Raw genomic sequence first — 16,216 nt, forward strand, 5'->3', positions numbered from 1 at the left:
CCGTTACGAAGCAACGGTAACCATCGCCTCAATCATGATCTGGCTACGCGCGAAACCCGACCGGAGCCGACCATGATCCGTCAGATGCGCTCTAGAGCTCTCCCTGGTAAGCCAGCACCCCCCGGTTGACCGCTTTGATCGCCTTGCGGGCGGTGTCGCGGACCTCGGCCGACGCCGCCGACGCCTCCCGGATCTGCCCGAGCAGGTCGAGCACCTGCCGGGCCCACCGCACGAAGTCACCGGCCGGCATGTCGGCGTCGTAGTTGTGGCCGCTGGCCAGCACCTTGGCGAGCGGCTCGCCCCGGGCCCACCGGAACATCGGCCAGACGAACCCGGGGTCGGGCTCGCGGGTCAGGGTGAGCCCGTGCGCGGACTCGTCGGCCGCGATCTCGCCCCACAGCTTGGTGCAGGCGTCGACCGCCTCGGTGATCGGCCCCTTGGGCACCGAGGCCCGGTCGTCGCCCTCCCGCCGCGACTCGTAGAGCACCATGGACACGGCCGCGGCCAGTTCCTCGGGATCGAGGCCGTCCCACACGCCCTGCTGCAGGCACTCGGCGACGAGCAGATCGGCTTCCGACCAGATGCGGCCGAGCATGCGCCCGGCCTCGGTCACCCCGCTGTCGCCGGCCAGGTACCCGCGCTCGGTCAGCACCGCGCAGACCTGGTCGAACGTGCGAGCGAGCGACCCGGTGCGGCCGGCGACCTTGTCGCGCAGCGCCTCGGTGTCGCGCTGCAGGCGGTGCCGCCGCTCGGCCCAGCGGGCGTGCTCCTCCCGCTCCGGGCAGGCGTGGCAGGGATGCTGTCGCATCCGCACCTTGAGCAGCGCGATCTCGGCGTCCTCCCCGGAGTGGCCGCCCCCGCCGGCACCGCGCCGGCCCCGGCGGCCGCCGCCGTGCCGGTCGAGACCGGTGGCGGAAATCTGCGCGGCAAGGTCACGCCGGGCGGCCGGCGAACGGTGGTTGAAGTGCTTGGGCACCCGGATGCGCTCCAGCACCTCGACCTGGCCCGGGAAGTCGGCCGGGCTGATCCGGCCGGCCCACCGGTCCTGGGTGAGCACGAGCGGCCGCGGCTCGCCGAATCCGCCGTCCGCCGGCTCGAGGACGACGGCGAGCCCCGCGCGCCGGCCCTGCGGCACCCGGATCACTTCACCGGCCTTGAGCCGTTCGAGTGAGGACACCGCCTCGGCCCGGCGCTGGTTGGCGCCCTGGCGGGCGAGGGACCGCTCCCGGTCGGCGATGGCGACCCGGATCCCGAAGTACTCGTCGAAGTCGCCGTGGTGGCAGGCGCCGTCCTCGCCGTACGTCTCCATGGTTTCGACGTTGCGCTGCACCTGCCGGGCCAGCCCGACCACCGAGCGGTCGGCCTGGAACTGCGCGAACGACGACTCGAGCAGGTCACGGGCCTGGTCGGCGCCGACCGTGCCGACCAGGTTGACGGCCATGTTGTAGGACGGGCGGAACGACGACCGCAGCGGATAGGTGCGCGTGGAGGCGAGCCCGGCCACGTGCCGCGGGTCGACCTCGGGGCTCCAGAGCACGACCGCGTGCCCCTCGACGTCGATGCCACGACGCCCGGCCCGGCCGGTGAGCTGCGTGTACTCCCCCGGAGTCAGGTCGACGTGCGCCTCGCCGTTGTATTTCACGAGTCGTTCGAGGACCACGCAGCGGGCCGGCATGTTGATGCCCAGGGCCAGCGTCTCGGTGGCGAAGACCGCCTTGACCAGGCCGTTGACGAAGCACTCCTCCACCGCCTCCTTGAAGGCGGGCAGCATGCCGGCGTGGTGCGCGGCGACGCCCCGCTCCAGGCCGTCGAGCCACTCCCAATAGCCCAGCACCGACAGATCCTCACGCGGGATCGACGCGACCTTGGCCTCGGCGATCCGCCGGATCTCGGCCCGCTCGTCGGCGTCGGTCAGCCGCATGCCGGCCGCCAGGCACTGCTGCACGGCCGCGTCGCAGCCGGCCCGGCTGAAGATGAACAGGATCGCCGGCAGCAGGCCGGAGCGCTCGAGCCGGTCGACCACCTCGGCGCGCGGCGGCGGCTGCCAGCGCCGCGACCGGCCGCCCTTGTGCCCCGGACCGTAGGAACGGCCGGTCATCTCGATCCGCCGCTCCATCTCGCGCGCGTAGCGCAGCAGCTCCGGGTGCACGTCGTGCTTCCTGGCCGCGTCGGCGTCGTGGAACAGGTCGAACATGCGCCGCCCGACCAGCATGTGCTGCCACAACGGGACCGGCCGGTGCTCGCTGACCACCACCTCGGTCTCGCCGCGCACGGTGACCAGCCAGTCGGCGAACTCCTCGTAGTTGCTGACTGTCGCGGACAGCGAGACCAGGTGCACCGAGGACGGGAGGTGGATGATCACCTCTTCCCAGACCGCGCCACGGAACCGGTCGGCGAGGTAGTGCACCTCGTCCATCACCACATAGGCCAGGCCCTTGAGCGCGGCCGACCCGGAATAGAGCATGTTGCGTAGCACCTCGGTGGTCATCACCACCACCGGCGCGTCGCCGTTGATCACGTTGTCGCCGGTCAGCAGCCCGACCTTGTCCGGCCCGTAGCGCTCGACGAGATCGTGATATTTCTGGTTGGAGAGCGCCTTGATCGGGGTCGTGTAGAAGCACTTGCGCTCCCCTGCCCGCAGCGCGAGATGCACCGCGAACTCCCCCACCACCGTTTTGCCGGCGCCGGTCGGCGCGCACACCAGCACGCCGCTGCCCCGCTCGAGCGACTCGCACGCCGAGCGCTGAAAATCGTCCAGGTCGAAGCCGACATCCAGCATGAAGTCTTCCAGCGCCGGAAACTCGGCCTGCCGGGCCGCCCGCCTCTTGGAATCCGCATACCGCTCGGCGGGACTAGTCATGACCACAAGGCTAGTTCGTGGGTGTGACAACTGGGAGCACCGGCGGGCTCGGTATGGTGCACCCGTGCCGGAAGCTGTGGAATCGACCGATCACCCTCCCCATCGGCCGTCCCGTCAGGTGGACGCGGTGCTGTTCGACTTCCACGGCACACTGGCCCAGGTGGAAGAACCGGTCCGGTGGGTTCTGCAGGCGGCCGCGGCCTGCGGCCGCGAACTCGACCGGGGCAAGGCCACGGTTCTCGCCGACCGGCTGGTCATGGCGGGGCGGGCCGGCGGGCCGGTTCCACACCGCGTCCCACCCCATCTCGCGGAGCATTGGGCCGACCGCGATCTGTACGAGCACAGCCACCGCGCCGCCTACACGGGCCTGGCCGCGACCGTGACCACCGACGTGGACGGCCTGCCGGACGCGCTGTATGAGCGACTGCTGGACGCCGACGGCTGGCTCCCCTACGCCGACAGCAAGGCGACGCTGCGCACCCTGCACGACGCCGGCATCCGGGTCGGGGTGGTCAGCAACGTCGGCTTCGACATCCGCCCGCACTTCGCGTCGTGGGGCATGGAATCGCTGGTGGATGCATTCACCCTGAGCTACGAGGTGGGCCGCCTGAAGCCCGACGCGGCCATCTTCCTGCGGGCGTGCGGCATGCTCGGCGTGGACCCGGAGCGCACGCTGATGGTCGGCGACACCCCCGCCGACGCCGGCGCGGTCCAGGCGGGTTGCGCGGCCCTGGTGCTGCCTGCGGCCGAGCCCGGCCGCCCGAACGGCCTGTCGGCAACGCTGGCCCTGACCGGCTGCCAGGGTCAAGCGTAGGAGTCGAGGGCTACGCCCTTGCGGGCGCCCCGCGGCTTCTTCGCCTCGGCCTCGGCCTTGACCGGCTCGGTCACAACCGGGGCGGCCTCGGCGGCGGCCGGCTTGGCCGGCTTGGCCGGCTTGGCGGCCTTGCCGGTGGTCTCGTCGGTGGTCGCGGTGGCTGCCGCGGCGTCGGCCATCGCCTTCAGCGAGGAGCGAGCCGCGTCGAACGCCGACGTGGCAAGCGCGGCGGCGTTGGTCAGCGAGCGGAGCGAGTTCAGCGACATGCCAACACGTTCGGCCGCCCTCGGCGGAACTGACCGCGAGGCCGCCCACGCAACCCGACCGCACCCGAAAATACGGCGAAACCGGTCAGACGAGCAGCCGCAGCGCCCCCGGCACGCAGGTGATCTCCATCGGGAGCGGGCCGATGCGCTCGCCATCGGCGTACGCGATGATGTCGTCGGCGTGGAGCCGCACCTGCCGTGCCCGGAATGTCCGGACCCGGGGGTCAGTGATGTGCGTTCCGCGCCGCAGGCGCGGCTTCAGCCGGGTCATCGCGATCCGGCTCAGCGGCGCCGCGATCACCACGTCGAGCAGCCCGTCGGCCGGATCCGCGTCCGGCAGGATGCGCAGGCCGCCGCCGTAACTCGGGCAGATGCCGACCGCGACCAGCGTGCCCTCGAAACCGCGGTCCACACCGTCGATCTCCAGGGCGTAGACCCGCGGCCGCACCCGCACCATCTCCAGCACGATCGCCAGGTCATAGCGCCGCGGACCACGCGGCCAGCGCATCCGGTTGGCCCGCTCGTTGACGATCGCGTCGAAGCCGGCCGCGAGCACCGCCCCGAACCACCGCGTCTCCCCGTCGGTCCCGCTGGTCAGCGCCAGATCAATCGGCCGGTGCCGCCCGGCACGAAGGGCGTCGGCAATCGCCGACGCGGCCCGCAGCGGATCAGCCGGTACGCCGGTGCCCGCCGCGAAGTCGTTGCCCGTCCCGGCCGGCACGACCCCGAATCCGACCGGCTGCGACGCGGCCGCCTGCAACGCCTGGTGAACGGTCCCGTCCCCACCCACCGCGACCAGCGCGACCGCCCCGTCGGTGACCGCCCGATGGCAGACCTTCTCCGCTTCCTCCGAGGTGTGCGCCTCCAGCAGCCGCACCGGGTGACCGGCCGCCCCCAGGCGCTCGACCACCCCCGGAAGCAGACCGCGGTGCCGGCCACGCCCCGCACGGGGGTTGGCCAGCACCGCGATGTCACCGCTCGTCATGGCGGGTGACGTTACTACGTCATGTCGTCGTAGCGGCCCTCGATCGGCCGCGGCTTGCTGACCGGCTCGGGCGCGTCGATCGGGCTGGCCATCTCGACCGGATCGGACGCGCCGACCGGGACGCGATCATCCTCGAGCGGCGAAATCGTGTCGTCGTCGAGCTCGGCGTAGATCTCCTTGCCGCGACCCTTGCGCCGGTCGTTGATGAACGCCACGCCGACCGCGATGAAGTAGAGCAGGCACATGCAGGCGGCCAGCAGCGTCATGCCGAACGGGCCCGGGTCGGGCGTGGCGATCGCGGCGAACGCGAACGACAGGAAGATCACGACCCGCCACCAGCTCAGCAGCCGCCGGGCGGTGACCACCCCGGTGAAGTTGAGCATCAGCAAGATCAACGGGAACTCGAACGCCGCCCCGAACAACAACAGCATGCTGGTGACGAAGCCGATATAGCTCGACACCTCGAGTTTTGTCGACTCGCCGAGGACGCCGGCCTCCATGATGAAGGCGAGGCTGTGGCCGACCACCAGGTAGGCCAGGACGGCGCCGACCACGAACAGCGGCGCGGCGATGGCGACGAAGAGGTAGGCCCACTTGCGCTCGTGCCGGTGCAGCCCGGGCGCGATGAACGCCCACAGCTGGTAGAGCCAGACCGGGGCACCGACGATGATGCCGACCCACAGCGCGATCTTGAGGCGCAGCATCAGACCGTCGCCGACCCCGAGGACGACGAAGTCGCAGTACTGCGTGCCGTCAGCGTGCAACGCCCATGAGGAGGGCAGCGCGCAATACGGCTGCTTGAGCCGGTCAAAGACCCAGTTCGAGAGAATGAAGCCGACGACCAGGCCGACGATGAGGCCCAGGGACGCCAGGAAAAGCCGGTTACGCAGTTCCCTGATGTGGTCGATCAGTGTCATCGAGCCATCGGCGGCCTGCTCGAACTTGCTGGGCCGGCCCTGGCGGCGAAGGGTCAGCGCCATGATCGACGGTCAGCGGTCGTTGGTGCGCTGCACCGGGTCGACATAGGGCTGAGCCGGCGGCTGCTGGAACTGCGGCTGAGCCGGCTGCTGGTACTGCGCGGACGGCGGCGCCTGCTGGTAACCGTTCGGCTGCTGCACGTCGCCCTGCAGGGGCGTCCGGTTGTACTGCGGCTCGGCCTTCTCGGCGACATCGTTGTTCTCGTCGATGAGGCCCTTGGTCTCCGCCTTGATGATGCGCAGCGATCGGCCGAGCGACCGGGCCGCGTCGGGCAGCCGCTTCGCGCCGAACAGCAGCACGAGGACGACCACGAAGATGGCGATGTGCCATGGCTTGAGGGCACCCATGGGAGAACTCCAGTCGGTCGGATCAGTTGTGCGGGGTCCATCGTACGTGTCTATTCCGGGAAACCAGCGTGTCGGTAGCCCCAGGATTTCCTGACTTTCGCGAAGTCTTGGACAACAGGGAAGGAACGCCGCAGGTTACCGGCGCAAGCCAACCGCTGTAAAGATCATTGGCGAGCCGAAAGTTTCGCCGCCCGCTCCTGCACCGCCAGAACGGTCCGCTGCAGCTCCGCCGCCTTGCCCTGCAGTTTCATCGCGGACTCCTGCCGGATCTGCAGGCCACGCACGGCTCGTCGCAGCTTGCCGAGCCGGCCCAGCAACGGCACCGCCGCCGACAGAAGAATGATCAGAGCGACGACGACAACGGCGATCCACACCCAGAGCAGCACGATCGCCACCCTACCCGGCGGGGCTGGCGTACTGATCGAGCGCCGCGGCGGCCTGCGCGCGGATCCGGTCGAGAAGCTCCGGCGGGCCGATCACCGTGACGTCCGGGCCGAGGCCGAGCAGCAGCCGCTGCGCCCAGCCCAGGTCGGTGACCCGCATGGTCACCACCCACTCCTCACCCGGGCCGTCCCGGCGCACCTCTTCGACCGGGTAGTACTCGGTGACCCACCGGCTGTGCCGGCCGATCCGCAGCGTGACCAGCGGCAGGTCGGGCGTGGGGCGGAAAACGCCGTCGGTGACGTCCTGCGGCACCGCCTCCGAGGGCGGGGCGGAGAGCTCGTCGAGCGGCGTGAACGCGTCTATCCGGTCGACCCGGAACATCCGGGTGCCCTCGGCCCGCCGGCACCAGGCCTCCAGGTAGGCGCGCCCGTCCACCATCACCACCCGCATCGGGTCGATGACCCGGTCGGTGGTCTCGTCCCGCGCGGCCGTGTAATAGGTGATGTGCAGCGCGTGCCCGCCCTCGACCGCGGCGCGGACCCGGTCGAGCTTCTCGGCGTTGGCCGGCAGCTTGACCGCGACCGGCGCGTCGGCGAGGTCACCGGCCGCGTTCTCGATCTTGGCGAGGGCGCGTTCGATCACGTCGCGGGTGCCGGTGCCGGGCGTCTCGGCGAGCATCCGCAACGCCACGACCAGGGCGAGCGCCTCGTCCGGGTTGAGGCGCAGCGGCCGGTCGATGCCGGCGTCGTGGCTGATCGTGACCCGGTCGCCGTCGAGCGCCATGTCGATGAGGTCGCCCGGACCGTAACCGGGGAGGCCGCAGACCCAGAGCAGCTCGAGGTCCTCCCGCAGCTGCTTCTCGCTCACCCCCTGGTCGGCGGCGGCCTCGGCGACGAGGATGCCCGGCCGGGCGAGCAGGTAGGGCACCAGGTTGAGCAGCCGCCCGAGACGGTCGACGGAGGTTTTCGGTCCCGTCATGCCGTGCCCTCCTCCGGCATGCCCTTCTGGCGCTCGCCTGCGGCCTGGGCGTGCAGCTCACGGAAGTGCCGCTCGGTGCAGGCGGTCATGCCGCCACCACGCCGTCGTGCCGGGTCATGACCTCTTTCAAGCGCTGAATCACGGCGTCGCGAACCTCGGGCGGACCGTCGACCCGGACATCTGGGCCGTAGCCGACGATCGTGGCGGCCAACCGTTCCGCGTCCGCGTAGGGAAGCGTAAGTCGATCGCCGTCCGGCGAGGGCAGCGTCTCGACCGCCCAGCGGCGCAGGCCGGCGGCCTTCCCGGGGCGAGCGACGACGGTGGCGCGTCCGTTACGCGGAGTTTGTCCGTCCCAGCCGGCCACATGACTGAGCAGGTCGACATTCGCCGGAGGCGAGAAAGCGCCGGGCCGCCCCGCTGTCCGGACATTTCCCACGATGCGCGACAGCCGGAAGCAACGAGTGGCACTTCGGTCCCGATCATGACCCACCACATACCAGCGGCCCCGCCAGCAGACCACGCCCCACGGCTCCAGGCGGCGGGTGACCGCGTCGTCGACCTCGGGCACTCGGTAACTGAACGTGACCGCCCGCCGATCGCGCGCCGCCGTGGTCAGCGGCCCGAACGCCGGGTCGACGGTGACCACCGGCTCGACGCCCAGGGTCGCCTGCGGGTCGACCTCGACCCCGGCCGCCCGCAGCTTGGCCAGCCCGGACGACGCGGCGGCGGCCAGCCCCGCGTGCTGCCAGAGGCGGGCCGCGATGCCGACCGCCGCGGCCTCGTCCGGTTCGAGGATGATGTCGGGCAACGCGTACTCGCGGTGGGCGATGCGGTAGCCGGGCTCCTGGTCGAAGATGCTCGCCGTGCCCGTTTCCAGGGGGACGCCGAGCTCGCGCAGCTCCGCCTTGTCCCGCTCGAACTTCCGCTGGAACGCTTCGTGGTCGCGCGGATCCGACGGGTCGTGCTCGTAGCCGGGCACGGTCGCGGCGATCTGCGCGGCGGTCAGGAACCGCCGTGTGGACAGCAGGCAGATCACCAGATTGACCAGGCGCTCGGTGCGGGTGCGCGACACGAGAGGCAACGCTAGCAGCCTGGCCGCCCCGGCGGTTATTCGTAACCTGCCGGGGGAAGGATGGTCGTTGTGACAACACAGGACGAGACCCCGGTCGGTCTCGCAGCGGCGGAGCCACTCGATGCCGGCCCGGAAAACAACGAGGGCAACGAGAGCGTCGGCACCGTCATCCTGGCGGGCGCGGCCAACCTCGCGATCGCCGTGGCGAAGCTGGCGGCGGGCCTGTTCTCCGGCTCGGCAGCGATGCTCTCCGAGGCGGCCCACTCGATCGCCGACACGATCACCGAGGTCTTCCTCTACGTGGCGCTGGTGCGCGGCCGGCAGCCGGCCGACGAGGAACACCCGTTCGGGTACGGCAAGGAGAGCTTCGTCTGGGCGTTCATCGCCGCCCTGTTCACGTTCGTCGGCGGCGCCGGCTTCTCGATCTACCACGGCATCACGGCCATCGTCGCCGACGAGAAGAGCACCGAGTTCCTCTGGTCGTACGTCGTGCTCGCGATCTCGTTCGTCGCCGAGGGCACGTCGTTCCTGCGCGCGCAGCGCCAGGTGGCCGGCGAGTCGCGCCGCTGGGGCGTGACCCGCTCCCGGTTCCTGCGCCTGACCCCGGACACCACCGTCAAGGCGGTCTACTTCGAGGACTCCGCCGCCCTGATCGGCCTGGTCATCGCCGCGCTGGGCCTGCTGCTCACCGAGCTGACCGGCAACGAGCTGTGGGACGGCCTCGGCTCGGTCGCGATCGGCATCCTGCTGTTCATGGTGGCCGCGATCCTGGCCCGCAGCAACGCGTCACTGCTGGTCGGGCGCTCGGTGCCGCGCCGCCTGCACAACCAGATCGCGGCCGACATCAACAGCATCCCGATCGTCGTCTCGGTCCCGACGCTGCTGACCATGCAGCTGGGTCCGGGCGAGATCCTGGTCGCCGCCAAGGTCGACTTCGACGACGACGTGAGCGGCGGCGAGATCGAAGAGGCGTCCGACGAGGCCGAGCGGCGCCTGCGCGCCCGCTACCCGGCGATTCACTATGTGTTCCTCGACCCGACCCGCGGCACGGCCGGTCAGAACCACGTCGACGGCGGGGTCGAGTAATCTCGCCGGTCATGGTGCGGTGGCGGTCCGGGACAGTCCGGGCAATTCGGCGTCGTTGGCGGGGCGCGGTCGAGTTGGACGTGCAGGTCGGCGACGATCAGCTGCGCGCCCTCGCCTATCCGGAGCTGGTCGGCGAGCCGGAGCCGGGCGACCGGGTGCTGCTCAACGTGGGCGCGCTGGTAATGGGCCTGGGCACCGGCGGATATGCCCTGGTCGTGGCCCTGCCCGACCGGCTGCCACCCGATCCGGCCGACGACGGGACCACGCGCGACACCGGTCATCTGGTGAAGGCCCGCTACACCCCGCTGCAGGCGATCTCGCTCGGCGTCGACGAGGAGGCCTCCCCGCACCGTTCCGTCATGGAACACGCCGAGTCGCTCGACGGCATGCCGGTGGTCACCGCGGATCTGCATTCGGCCCTGCCGGCCATCCTCGCGGGGATCAAGGCCACAAATTCAACGGCCCGGATTGCGTACGTCATGACCGACGGCGGCGCACTTCCCGCGTGGTTCTCGCGCACCCTGGACGGCCTGGCCGGCCACCTCGCCGGCACCGTCACCACCGGTCAGGCGTTCGGTGGCGACCTCGAGGCGAGCACCGTGCACACCGGCCTGCTGGCCGCCCGGCACGTGCTGCGGGCCGACATCACGATCGTCGCGCAGGGCCCCGGCAATCTCGGAACCGGCACGCCCTGGGGGTTCTCCGGGGTGGCGCTGGGTGAGGCGATCAACGCGATCGGCATCCTGGGCGGCCGGGCGGTGGGGAGTCTGCGGGTGTCCGACGGCGACGGCCGGCCCCGGCATCGCGGGGTGTCACATCACTCGCTCACGGCGTACGGGAAAGTCGCTCTTCTCCCCGCCGATCTGCCGGTGCCGGACGACGGCCTCGAACCCGCCCTGGCCGCGGTGGTCGACGCGGCGCTCGTGCCGCTCGCCGAGCGGCACCGCCTGGTCCGCGTCCCGGTCGAAGGCCTCGACGAGGCGCTGCGCAAGTCACCCGTCGGCCTCTCCACCATGGGCCGCGGCCTGGACGCCGACCACGCCTACTTCCTCACCGCGGCGGCAGCGGGACGGCATGCGGCGACGCTTCTGCTGACCTGATCCGGTTGCGGCCGGCCGCCTTCGCCTCGTAGAGCAGCTCGCCGGCGCGCTGGATCAGCTGATCGGCGGTCTCGGCGTGATCCCGGACGGCCACCCCGGCCGAGAACGTCTGCCCACCGGGCGTCGCACGCAGCGCCCGTTCGAGCACCTCGCACGCCTCGCCGGCGCTCGCGTCCGGCAGCAGCACGACGAACTCCTGGTCGCCGACGGTTGCGGCGCGGTTGTACTACTCCGGATCGTCGGCCCGCAGCTGCTCGAGTGCCGTCGCACGGTCTCCTCGGAGATGCTCTCGCCTTCCAGCGTGACCGTCCTCGTCTCCCGTACCTGTCCGTCGACGACGGTCTCGGCGGTCAGTTTCAGCTGCCGCTTCTGCGGCCGCCTCAACCAGAGACCAACGAGCCGGACGAACCCGGCCACGGCCGCCGGCCCGGTGAGCGACAGCGCGATCTCACTCCACGGCCCCTTGACGCCCTCCTCGACGACGGCCCGTTCCTTCACCAGCCCGGCCAGCTCAGGAATGTCGCGTGCGAGCAGCCAGAACTCCGCCGCGGCCTCGCGGACCGCGGAGTGGTCGATCGGCAAGCCGGCCACCACGGGAGCAATTGTTACGTGGAGTCGCGGCATCGTATCCTCCTGTGCATAGCCGAGAGGCGGTCGAGTGTATCGAGCTCTCCTGACCTGTAACTCCCGATATGAGTTCCTGCCCGCCCTCAAAGGGCCGCGCAGTGACGGCACGCTGTTTCGGGGTGCGCTCACCCACGACCAGTCCGGGCTGTTCCACGACGACGACGTCAGCGTCTGTTTCGATCTGACTCAGCGCGAGATCCTCGAGGAGACCAGCTCGGACGCGGGAGCTACCTGCTCGGCGCCACCACGACCGCCCAGCGCGCCGCGGACGCCCCGTCCGACGGCCGGCCCAGCCCTTTCACGAAAGCCCTGGTCGACGGGCCCACCCACGGCGCGGCCAGCACCCACAACGACGGCATGGTGGATTTGGCCGACCTCTACCGCTATCTCAGAAGTCGTGGCGGTGACGGGATGGACTCCTACCAGCGGTTCGACGGCATCGGCCGGGTCGTCATCGCCCGCCGCGCCGCGCGGATGCGTGCTCCCGCCCGGGCCGAGCGCCTCCCGTTCCTCGACGAGGTCACCGGCCTCACCACCATCGACCCGAGTCGCCTGGCCCGCTTCCGGGCCGACCTCCGGCCGGGCATCGTCGAGCGCCTTCCGGCGGCCCTACCCGCGGCTGACTTCCTCACCCAAGCCCACCTGTTGCGGGACGGGCAGCTGACCCGGACCGGGGCGTTGCTTTTCGGCGCCGCGCCGACCGCCGTGTTCGCCAATGCCATCGTGCAGTGCCGACAGATCCACGGAGTCAACAAGTCCGACCTGGCCGAGGACCGGGCGCCGTTGGACGGCTCAGTGGCCGAACAGATCGTGCAGGCTCGCGACTTCGTGGCCCGGCTGGCCCGGCGCGGCGATCGGCCGACCGCCGACTCGGCGGTAGCCCAGACCTACTACACATTCCCGATGGTCACCGTGCGCGAGGTGATCGCCAACGCCCTGGTCCACCGCGACTACGAGCAATCCGACAGTTGCGTTCACGTGCGCTTCTACGCCGACCGCATCGAGGTCGTCAGCCCCGGGCGCTGGCACGGCGTCGATCTGGAGACCCACGGGCGGCGGCCACTCGGCGCCCTCGCCGCCGAGTCCAAGAAACGGAACTTCCGGCTGGCCAGCATCCTCACGTGGATCCGGGTGGTGGAGGGCGAGGGCAGTGGAATCCCGCGGGCCCTCGAGGAATGCCGACAACTCGGTGCGGAGGAGCCCACCGTCACTTTCGCCGACGACATCGTGACCGTCACGATCCATCCGGTCGACCCCCCGACGACGGCCGACCTCGACATAGCCCTCGATCCACCCATCCGCATCCAGCCACGAGCCGGCGGCTCCCGACCGCGCACGGAGGAGGACCACCCGGTCTTCTTCATGAGCTACGCCCGGTCTCCGCGGAGCGGGCAATCGGCGGCGCTGATGGAGCTGAACCCGCATGTCACGGCGTTCTACGACGATCTCTCAGCCGATGTCAATGACCTTCTCGGCACCGGCCCGGGGAAGGAACCGGGATTCATCGACGAGAGCGTGCTGGGCGGCGAACGGTGGACACGGAAGGTTCTACGGGCGGTGAACAGCTGTCAGGTCTTCCTGCCCCTGATCTCGTCGGCGTACTTCACCAACGAGTGGGCTTCCGCCGAGTGGAATGCGTTCGCACGCCGAGAGGTGCGTCCGCGAGCGGGCGGGGAAGTCAGCAGCAGCGCCGCCATCATCCCCATCGTGTGGATCCCGATGCCTGAGTCGCAACTTCCCGAGGTAGCCGACGTTCCGCACTTCGTGCCGCCCAGACTCTCGGCCGAGGCCCGCGAGATGTACCTCCGCGAAGGTCTCTACGGGCTGCGCCGCATCGGCGCGCACAACGCCTACGACGAGATTGTCTGGCGGCTCGCGCAACACATCGTCCAGACCCTCCAGGAGCTGGACGTCGCGCCGGGCCGGCTTCGCTCCCTCTCGTCTCCCGATCAGGACGAAACGACCAAATAGAGCCAGCCGAGCACGAACAGGCCCAGCACGGTCGTGAGCACCCACGTGGGGATGCGGTGGCCGCCTGCCCGGTTGCGCCGGATCTCCGTCCGGATGCGCTCCCGGCGCCGGTTCAGGCGGCCCCACGCCACGTCTTCCGCGGTGCGTTCGGGTTTGTCCTCGGTCATTTACATGCTCGCGATGAGCCGTTCCACCCGTTCGTCATACGCCCGGAACGGGTCCTTGCACAACACCGTGCGCTGGGCCTGGTCGTTCAGCTTCAGGTGCACCCAGTCGACCGTGAAGTCGCGGCGCTTCTCCTGCGCGTGCTTGATGAACTCGCCGCGCAGCCGGGCCCGGGTGGTCTGCGGCGGTGTCTCCTTGGCGGCGAAGATGTCCAGGTCGTTGGCGATCCGGTCGACCTGCTTGCGCTTCTCCATCAGGGCGTAAAGCCCGCGGCCGCGGCGCACGTCGTGGTAGGCCAGGTCGAGCTGGGCGATGCGCGGGTGCGACATCGGGATCTCGTGCTTTGCCTGGTAGCGCTCGATCAGCTTGTATTTCGAGACCCAGTCGATCTCACGGGAGACCGTGTCGAGGTTGCCGCTCTCGACCGCGTTGAGCACCCGGCCCCACAGCTCGACGACCCGCTTGGCGGTCTGGTCGCCGCCGCGCCGCTCGACGAACTCGGTCGCTTTCGCCAGGTATTCCTGCTGGATCTCGAGGGCGCTGACTTCTTTGTTGTTGGCCAGCCGGATCTTGCGGCGGCCGGTGATGTCGTGGCTGACCTCGCGGATCGCCCGGATCGGGTTTTCCAGCGACAGGTCACGCATGACCACGCCCGCCTCGATCATCCGCAGCACGATGTCGGCCGTGCCGACCTTGAGCAGCGTGGTGACCTCGTTCATGTTCGAGTCGCCGACGATCACGTGCAGTCGGCGGTAACGCTCGGCGTCCGCGTGCGGCTCGTCTCGGGTGTTGATGATCGGCCGGGACCGGGTGGTGGCGCTGGAGACGCCCTCCCAGATGTGCTCGGCCCGCTGCGACAGGCAGAACACGGCACCCCGCGGAGTCTGCAGCACCTTGCCGGCGCCGCAGATCAACTGCCGGGTGACCAGGAACGGGATGAGGACGTCGGCCAAGCGTCCGAACTCGCCGTGCCGACTTACGAGATAGTTCTCGTGGCAGCCGTACGAGTTACCGGCCGAGTCGGTGTTGTTCTTGAACAGGTAGATCTCGCCAGCGATTCCTTCATCGTGCAGCCGCTTCTCCGCGTCGACCAGCAGACCCTCCAGGATCCGCTCGCCGGCCCGGTCGTGCGCCACCAGATCGACGACCGAGTCACACTCGGGCGTCGCATATTCCGGGTGCGAACCCACATCCAGGTAGAGCCGGGCTCCGTTACGAAGGAAGACGTTGCTGCTGCGCCCCCAGGACACCACTCGGCGGAACAGGTAGCGAGCCACCTCGTCCGGTGACAGCCGCCGCTGTCCCCGATAAGTACACGTGACTCCGTACTCGGTCTCGAGGCCGAAAATTCGCCGTTCCATGACGAAACACTAGCCTCATCCGGCATCCATTGGCAGTCACCACTCGCGCATTCCCCGGCACTACGCGTCGACCCGCGTTCACCGGAACGGGTGTTGATCAGCAGAGCGTGACTAAACTCGCGGGACGATGCACCTCTTGGTCACCGGCGGCGCCGGCTTCATCGGATCGCACTTCGTGCGGTCGGTTCTGGCCGATCGGCTGCCCGGGCTGGAAGGCGCGTCGATCACGGTCCTCGACAAGATCGCCTGGGCCGGGAACTTCGCCAACCTCGGGCCGGTCGCCGAGAGCAGGCGCCTGGATTTCGTGCCGGCCGACGTGGGCGACGCCCCGGTCGTCGGCGCCGCCCTGCGCGGGCACGACGCCGTGGTGCACTTCGCGGCCTCACACGGCGGCGCCGACGTGGCGGGCATCGAGATCCTGCTGGCCGCCGCGCTGCGCCACGACGTCGCCCGCTTCCTGCACGTCTCCACCGACCAGGTGTACGGGTCGATCGAGACCGGCGCCTGGCACGAGCGCTCGCCACTGGCCCCGAGCACCCCCGACGCGGCCGCCAAGGCCGGCTGCGACCTGATGGCCCTCGCCTACCACCGCGCCCATGACCTGCCCGTCGTGGTGACCCGCAGCAGCGACAACTACGGCCCCTACCAACACCCCTGGCGGACCGTCCCCCGCCTCGTCACGAGCCTGCTGGACGGCCGCCCGGCCCCGCCGCCCGGCGACCGGGTGCGCGACTGGCTGCACGTCGACGACCACTGCCAGGGCCTCGCCCTGGCGCTGCTGGAGGGCCGACCCGGCGAGATCTATCACATCGCGGGCAGCCTCGAGCTGGCCGAACGCGACCTGACCGACCTGATCCAGGCCGAACTGGGCCTGACCCGAAACCGGTTCGAGCCGCCCGCCGCCGAGCCGCGCTGGGACCGCGCCGAACCGGTCGGCCTCGAGCCGCGCTGGGACCGCGCCGAACCGGTCGGCCTCGAGCCGGGCTGGGACCGGGCCGAACCGGTCGGCCCCATGCCGGGCTGGGGCCGGGTCGAGCCGCCCGTCGCCGGACCGGGTCGGGACGGCAAGGCCGGCGACCGGCGTCGCGCCCTCGACGACGACAAGATCCGCCGGGAGCTGGGCTGGCGGCCGCACATCGAGTTCACTGCCGGCCTGGCCTCGACCATCGCCTGGTACCGCGAGCACCCCCGCTGGTGGCGGGCCCTGCTGTCGGAGTGATCG

Annotated in this window: 15 protein-coding genes and 1 pseudogene; 5 read left to right on the plus strand and 11 right to left on the minus strand. The window is 70.4% G+C overall.

Features of this window, described 5'->3' with window-relative positions:
• Nucleotides 1-91 precede the first annotated feature (91 nt).
• Nucleotides 92-2,860 carry a DEAD/DEAH box helicase gene (locus AB0E90_RS43070; protein WP_360418123.1) on the minus strand — a complete coding sequence of 923 codons (2,769 nt, stop codon included), beginning with the start codon at nt 2,858-2,860 and terminating at the stop codon, nt 92-94.
• Nucleotides 2,861-2,924: 64 nt separating this feature from the next.
• Between AB0E90_RS43070 and AB0E90_RS43075 the strand changes: the two genes are divergently transcribed.
• Nucleotides 2,925-3,674 (plus strand): HAD family hydrolase, encoded by a 750-nt coding sequence (locus tag AB0E90_RS43075; RefSeq protein ID WP_360418124.1) that lies wholly within the window; start codon nt 2,925-2,927, stop codon nt 3,672-3,674.
• Here the strand turns inward: AB0E90_RS43075 and AB0E90_RS43080 are convergent.
• The 7 genes from AB0E90_RS43080 to AB0E90_RS43110 form a co-directional block, all read right to left on the minus strand.
• The gene (locus AB0E90_RS43080) at nt 3,665-3,940 is read right to left on the minus strand and encodes a hypothetical protein (RefSeq protein WP_360418125.1); all 276 of its coding nucleotides are present in this window, start codon (nt 3,938-3,940) and stop codon (nt 3,665-3,667) included. The two genes, AB0E90_RS43075 and AB0E90_RS43080, sit on opposite strands and share 10 nt — an antisense overlap.
• Nucleotides 3,941-4,025: 85 nt before the next feature.
• Complete coding sequence (locus AB0E90_RS43085) at nt 4,026-4,925, minus strand: diacylglycerol kinase family protein (protein WP_360418126.1); 900 nt, start codon at nt 4,923-4,925, stop codon at nt 4,026-4,028.
• Between the two features lie 14 nt (nt 4,926-4,939).
• A complete protein-coding gene (gene tatC / locus AB0E90_RS43090) occupies nt 4,940-5,905 on the minus strand; it encodes a twin-arginine translocase subunit TatC (RefSeq protein WP_360418127.1) in 966 nt (321 codons plus the stop codon).
• A 9-nt stretch (nt 5,906-5,914) separates the two neighbouring features.
• Complete coding sequence (tatA, locus tag AB0E90_RS43095) at nt 5,915-6,250, minus strand: Sec-independent protein translocase subunit TatA (RefSeq protein WP_360418128.1); 336 nt, start codon at nt 6,248-6,250, stop codon at nt 5,915-5,917.
• Nucleotides 6,251-6,414: 164 nt separating this feature from the next.
• Nucleotides 6,415-6,636 carry a hypothetical protein gene (locus tag AB0E90_RS43100; protein WP_360418129.1) on the minus strand — a complete coding sequence of 74 codons (222 nt, stop codon included), beginning with the start codon at nt 6,634-6,636 and terminating at the stop codon, nt 6,415-6,417.
• A 10-nt stretch (nt 6,637-6,646) separates the two neighbouring features.
• Complete coding sequence (locus AB0E90_RS43105; RefSeq protein ID WP_360418130.1) at nt 6,647-7,612, minus strand: YafY family protein; 966 nt, start codon at nt 7,610-7,612, stop codon at nt 6,647-6,649.
• Nucleotides 7,613-7,697: 85 nt separating this feature from the next.
• A complete protein-coding gene (locus AB0E90_RS43110; protein WP_360418131.1) occupies nt 7,698-8,684 on the minus strand; it encodes a WYL domain-containing protein in 987 nt (328 codons plus the stop codon).
• Nucleotides 8,685-8,744: 60 nt separating this feature from the next.
• Here AB0E90_RS43110 and AB0E90_RS43115 point away from each other — a divergent pair, with 60 nt between their 5' ends.
• Nucleotides 8,745-9,770, plus strand: a complete 1,026-nt coding sequence (locus AB0E90_RS43115) for a cation diffusion facilitator family transporter (RefSeq protein WP_360418132.1) — start codon at nt 8,745-8,747, stop codon at nt 9,768-9,770.
• Between the two features lie 11 nt (nt 9,771-9,781).
• Complete coding sequence (locus AB0E90_RS43120; RefSeq protein ID WP_360418133.1) at nt 9,782-10,870, plus strand: DUF3866 family protein; 1,089 nt, start codon at nt 9,782-9,784, stop codon at nt 10,868-10,870.
• On the opposite strand, the pseudogene AB0E90_RS43125 reads toward AB0E90_RS43120, so the two are convergent.
• Nucleotides 10,821-11,072: pseudogene (locus tag AB0E90_RS43125) on the minus strand (diguanylate cyclase); the annotation flags it as partial. The gene AB0E90_RS43120 and the pseudogene AB0E90_RS43125 overlap by 50 nt on opposite strands.
• A gap of 782 nt (nt 11,073-11,854) precedes the next feature.
• On the opposite strand from AB0E90_RS43125, the gene AB0E90_RS43130 reads away from it, so the two are divergent.
• Nucleotides 11,855-13,468, plus strand: coding sequence for a TIR-like protein FxsC (locus tag AB0E90_RS43130; protein WP_360418134.1), 1,614 nt, complete (start codon nt 11,855-11,857; stop codon nt 13,466-13,468).
• Here the strand turns inward: AB0E90_RS43130 and AB0E90_RS43135 are convergent.
• Entirely contained in the window at nt 13,447-13,635 is a 189-nt protein-coding gene (locus AB0E90_RS43135; RefSeq protein ID WP_360418135.1) for a hypothetical protein, read from the minus strand. The two genes, AB0E90_RS43130 and AB0E90_RS43135, sit on opposite strands and share 22 nt — an antisense overlap.
• A complete protein-coding gene (gene pafA, locus AB0E90_RS43140; RefSeq protein WP_360418136.1) occupies nt 13,636-14,994 on the minus strand; it encodes a Pup--protein ligase in 1,359 nt (452 codons plus the stop codon).
• Nucleotides 14,995-15,121: 127 nt separating this feature from the next.
• On the opposite strand from pafA, the gene AB0E90_RS43145 reads away from it, so the two are divergent.
• Nucleotides 15,122-16,213, plus strand: coding sequence for a GDP-mannose 4,6-dehydratase (locus AB0E90_RS43145; protein ID WP_360418137.1), 1,092 nt, complete (start codon nt 15,122-15,124; stop codon nt 16,211-16,213).
• Nucleotides 16,214-16,216: the final 3 nt, after the last annotated feature.

This window comes from Actinoplanes sp. NPDC026619, from assembly GCF_040638295.1.
Lineage (GTDB): Bacteria > Actinomycetota > Actinomycetes > Mycobacteriales > Micromonosporaceae > Actinoplanes.

Coding starts and splice junctions, on each gene's coding strand:
- AB0E90_RS43070 (WP_360418123.1), bottom strand. CDS start 2,860: ATGACTAGTCCCGCCGAGCGGTATGCGGATTCCAAGAGGCGGGCGGCC.
- AB0E90_RS43080 (WP_360418125.1), bottom strand. CDS start 3,940: ATGTCGCTGAACTCGCTCCGCTCGCTGACCAACGCCGCCGCGCTTGCC.
- AB0E90_RS43085 (WP_360418126.1), bottom strand. CDS start 4,925: ATGACGAGCGGTGACATCGCGGTGCTGGCCAACCCCCGTGCGGGGCGT.
- tatC (WP_360418127.1), bottom strand. CDS start 5,905: ATGGCGCTGACCCTTCGCCGCCAGGGCCGGCCCAGCAAGTTCGAGCAG.
- tatA (WP_360418128.1), bottom strand. CDS start 6,250: ATGGGTGCCCTCAAGCCATGGCACATCGCCATCTTCGTGGTCGTCCTC.
- AB0E90_RS43105 (WP_360418130.1), bottom strand. CDS start 7,612: ATGACGGGACCGAAAACCTCCGTCGACCGTCTCGGGCGGCTGCTCAAC.
- AB0E90_RS43115 (WP_360418132.1), top strand. CDS start 8,745: ATGGTCGTTGTGACAACACAGGACGAGACCCCGGTCGGTCTCGCAGCG.
- AB0E90_RS43120 (WP_360418133.1), top strand. CDS start 9,782: ATGGTGCGGTGGCGGTCCGGGACAGTCCGGGCAATTCGGCGTCGTTGG.
- AB0E90_RS43130 (WP_360418134.1), top strand. CDS start 11,855: ATGGTGGATTTGGCCGACCTCTACCGCTATCTCAGAAGTCGTGGCGGT.
- AB0E90_RS43135 (WP_360418135.1), bottom strand. CDS start 13,635: ATGACCGAGGACAAACCCGAACGCACCGCGGAAGACGTGGCGTGGGGC.
- pafA (WP_360418136.1), bottom strand. CDS start 14,994: ATGGAACGGCGAATTTTCGGCCTCGAGACCGAGTACGGAGTCACGTGT.
- AB0E90_RS43145 (WP_360418137.1), top strand. CDS start 15,122: ATGCACCTCTTGGTCACCGGCGGCGCCGGCTTCATCGGATCGCACTTC.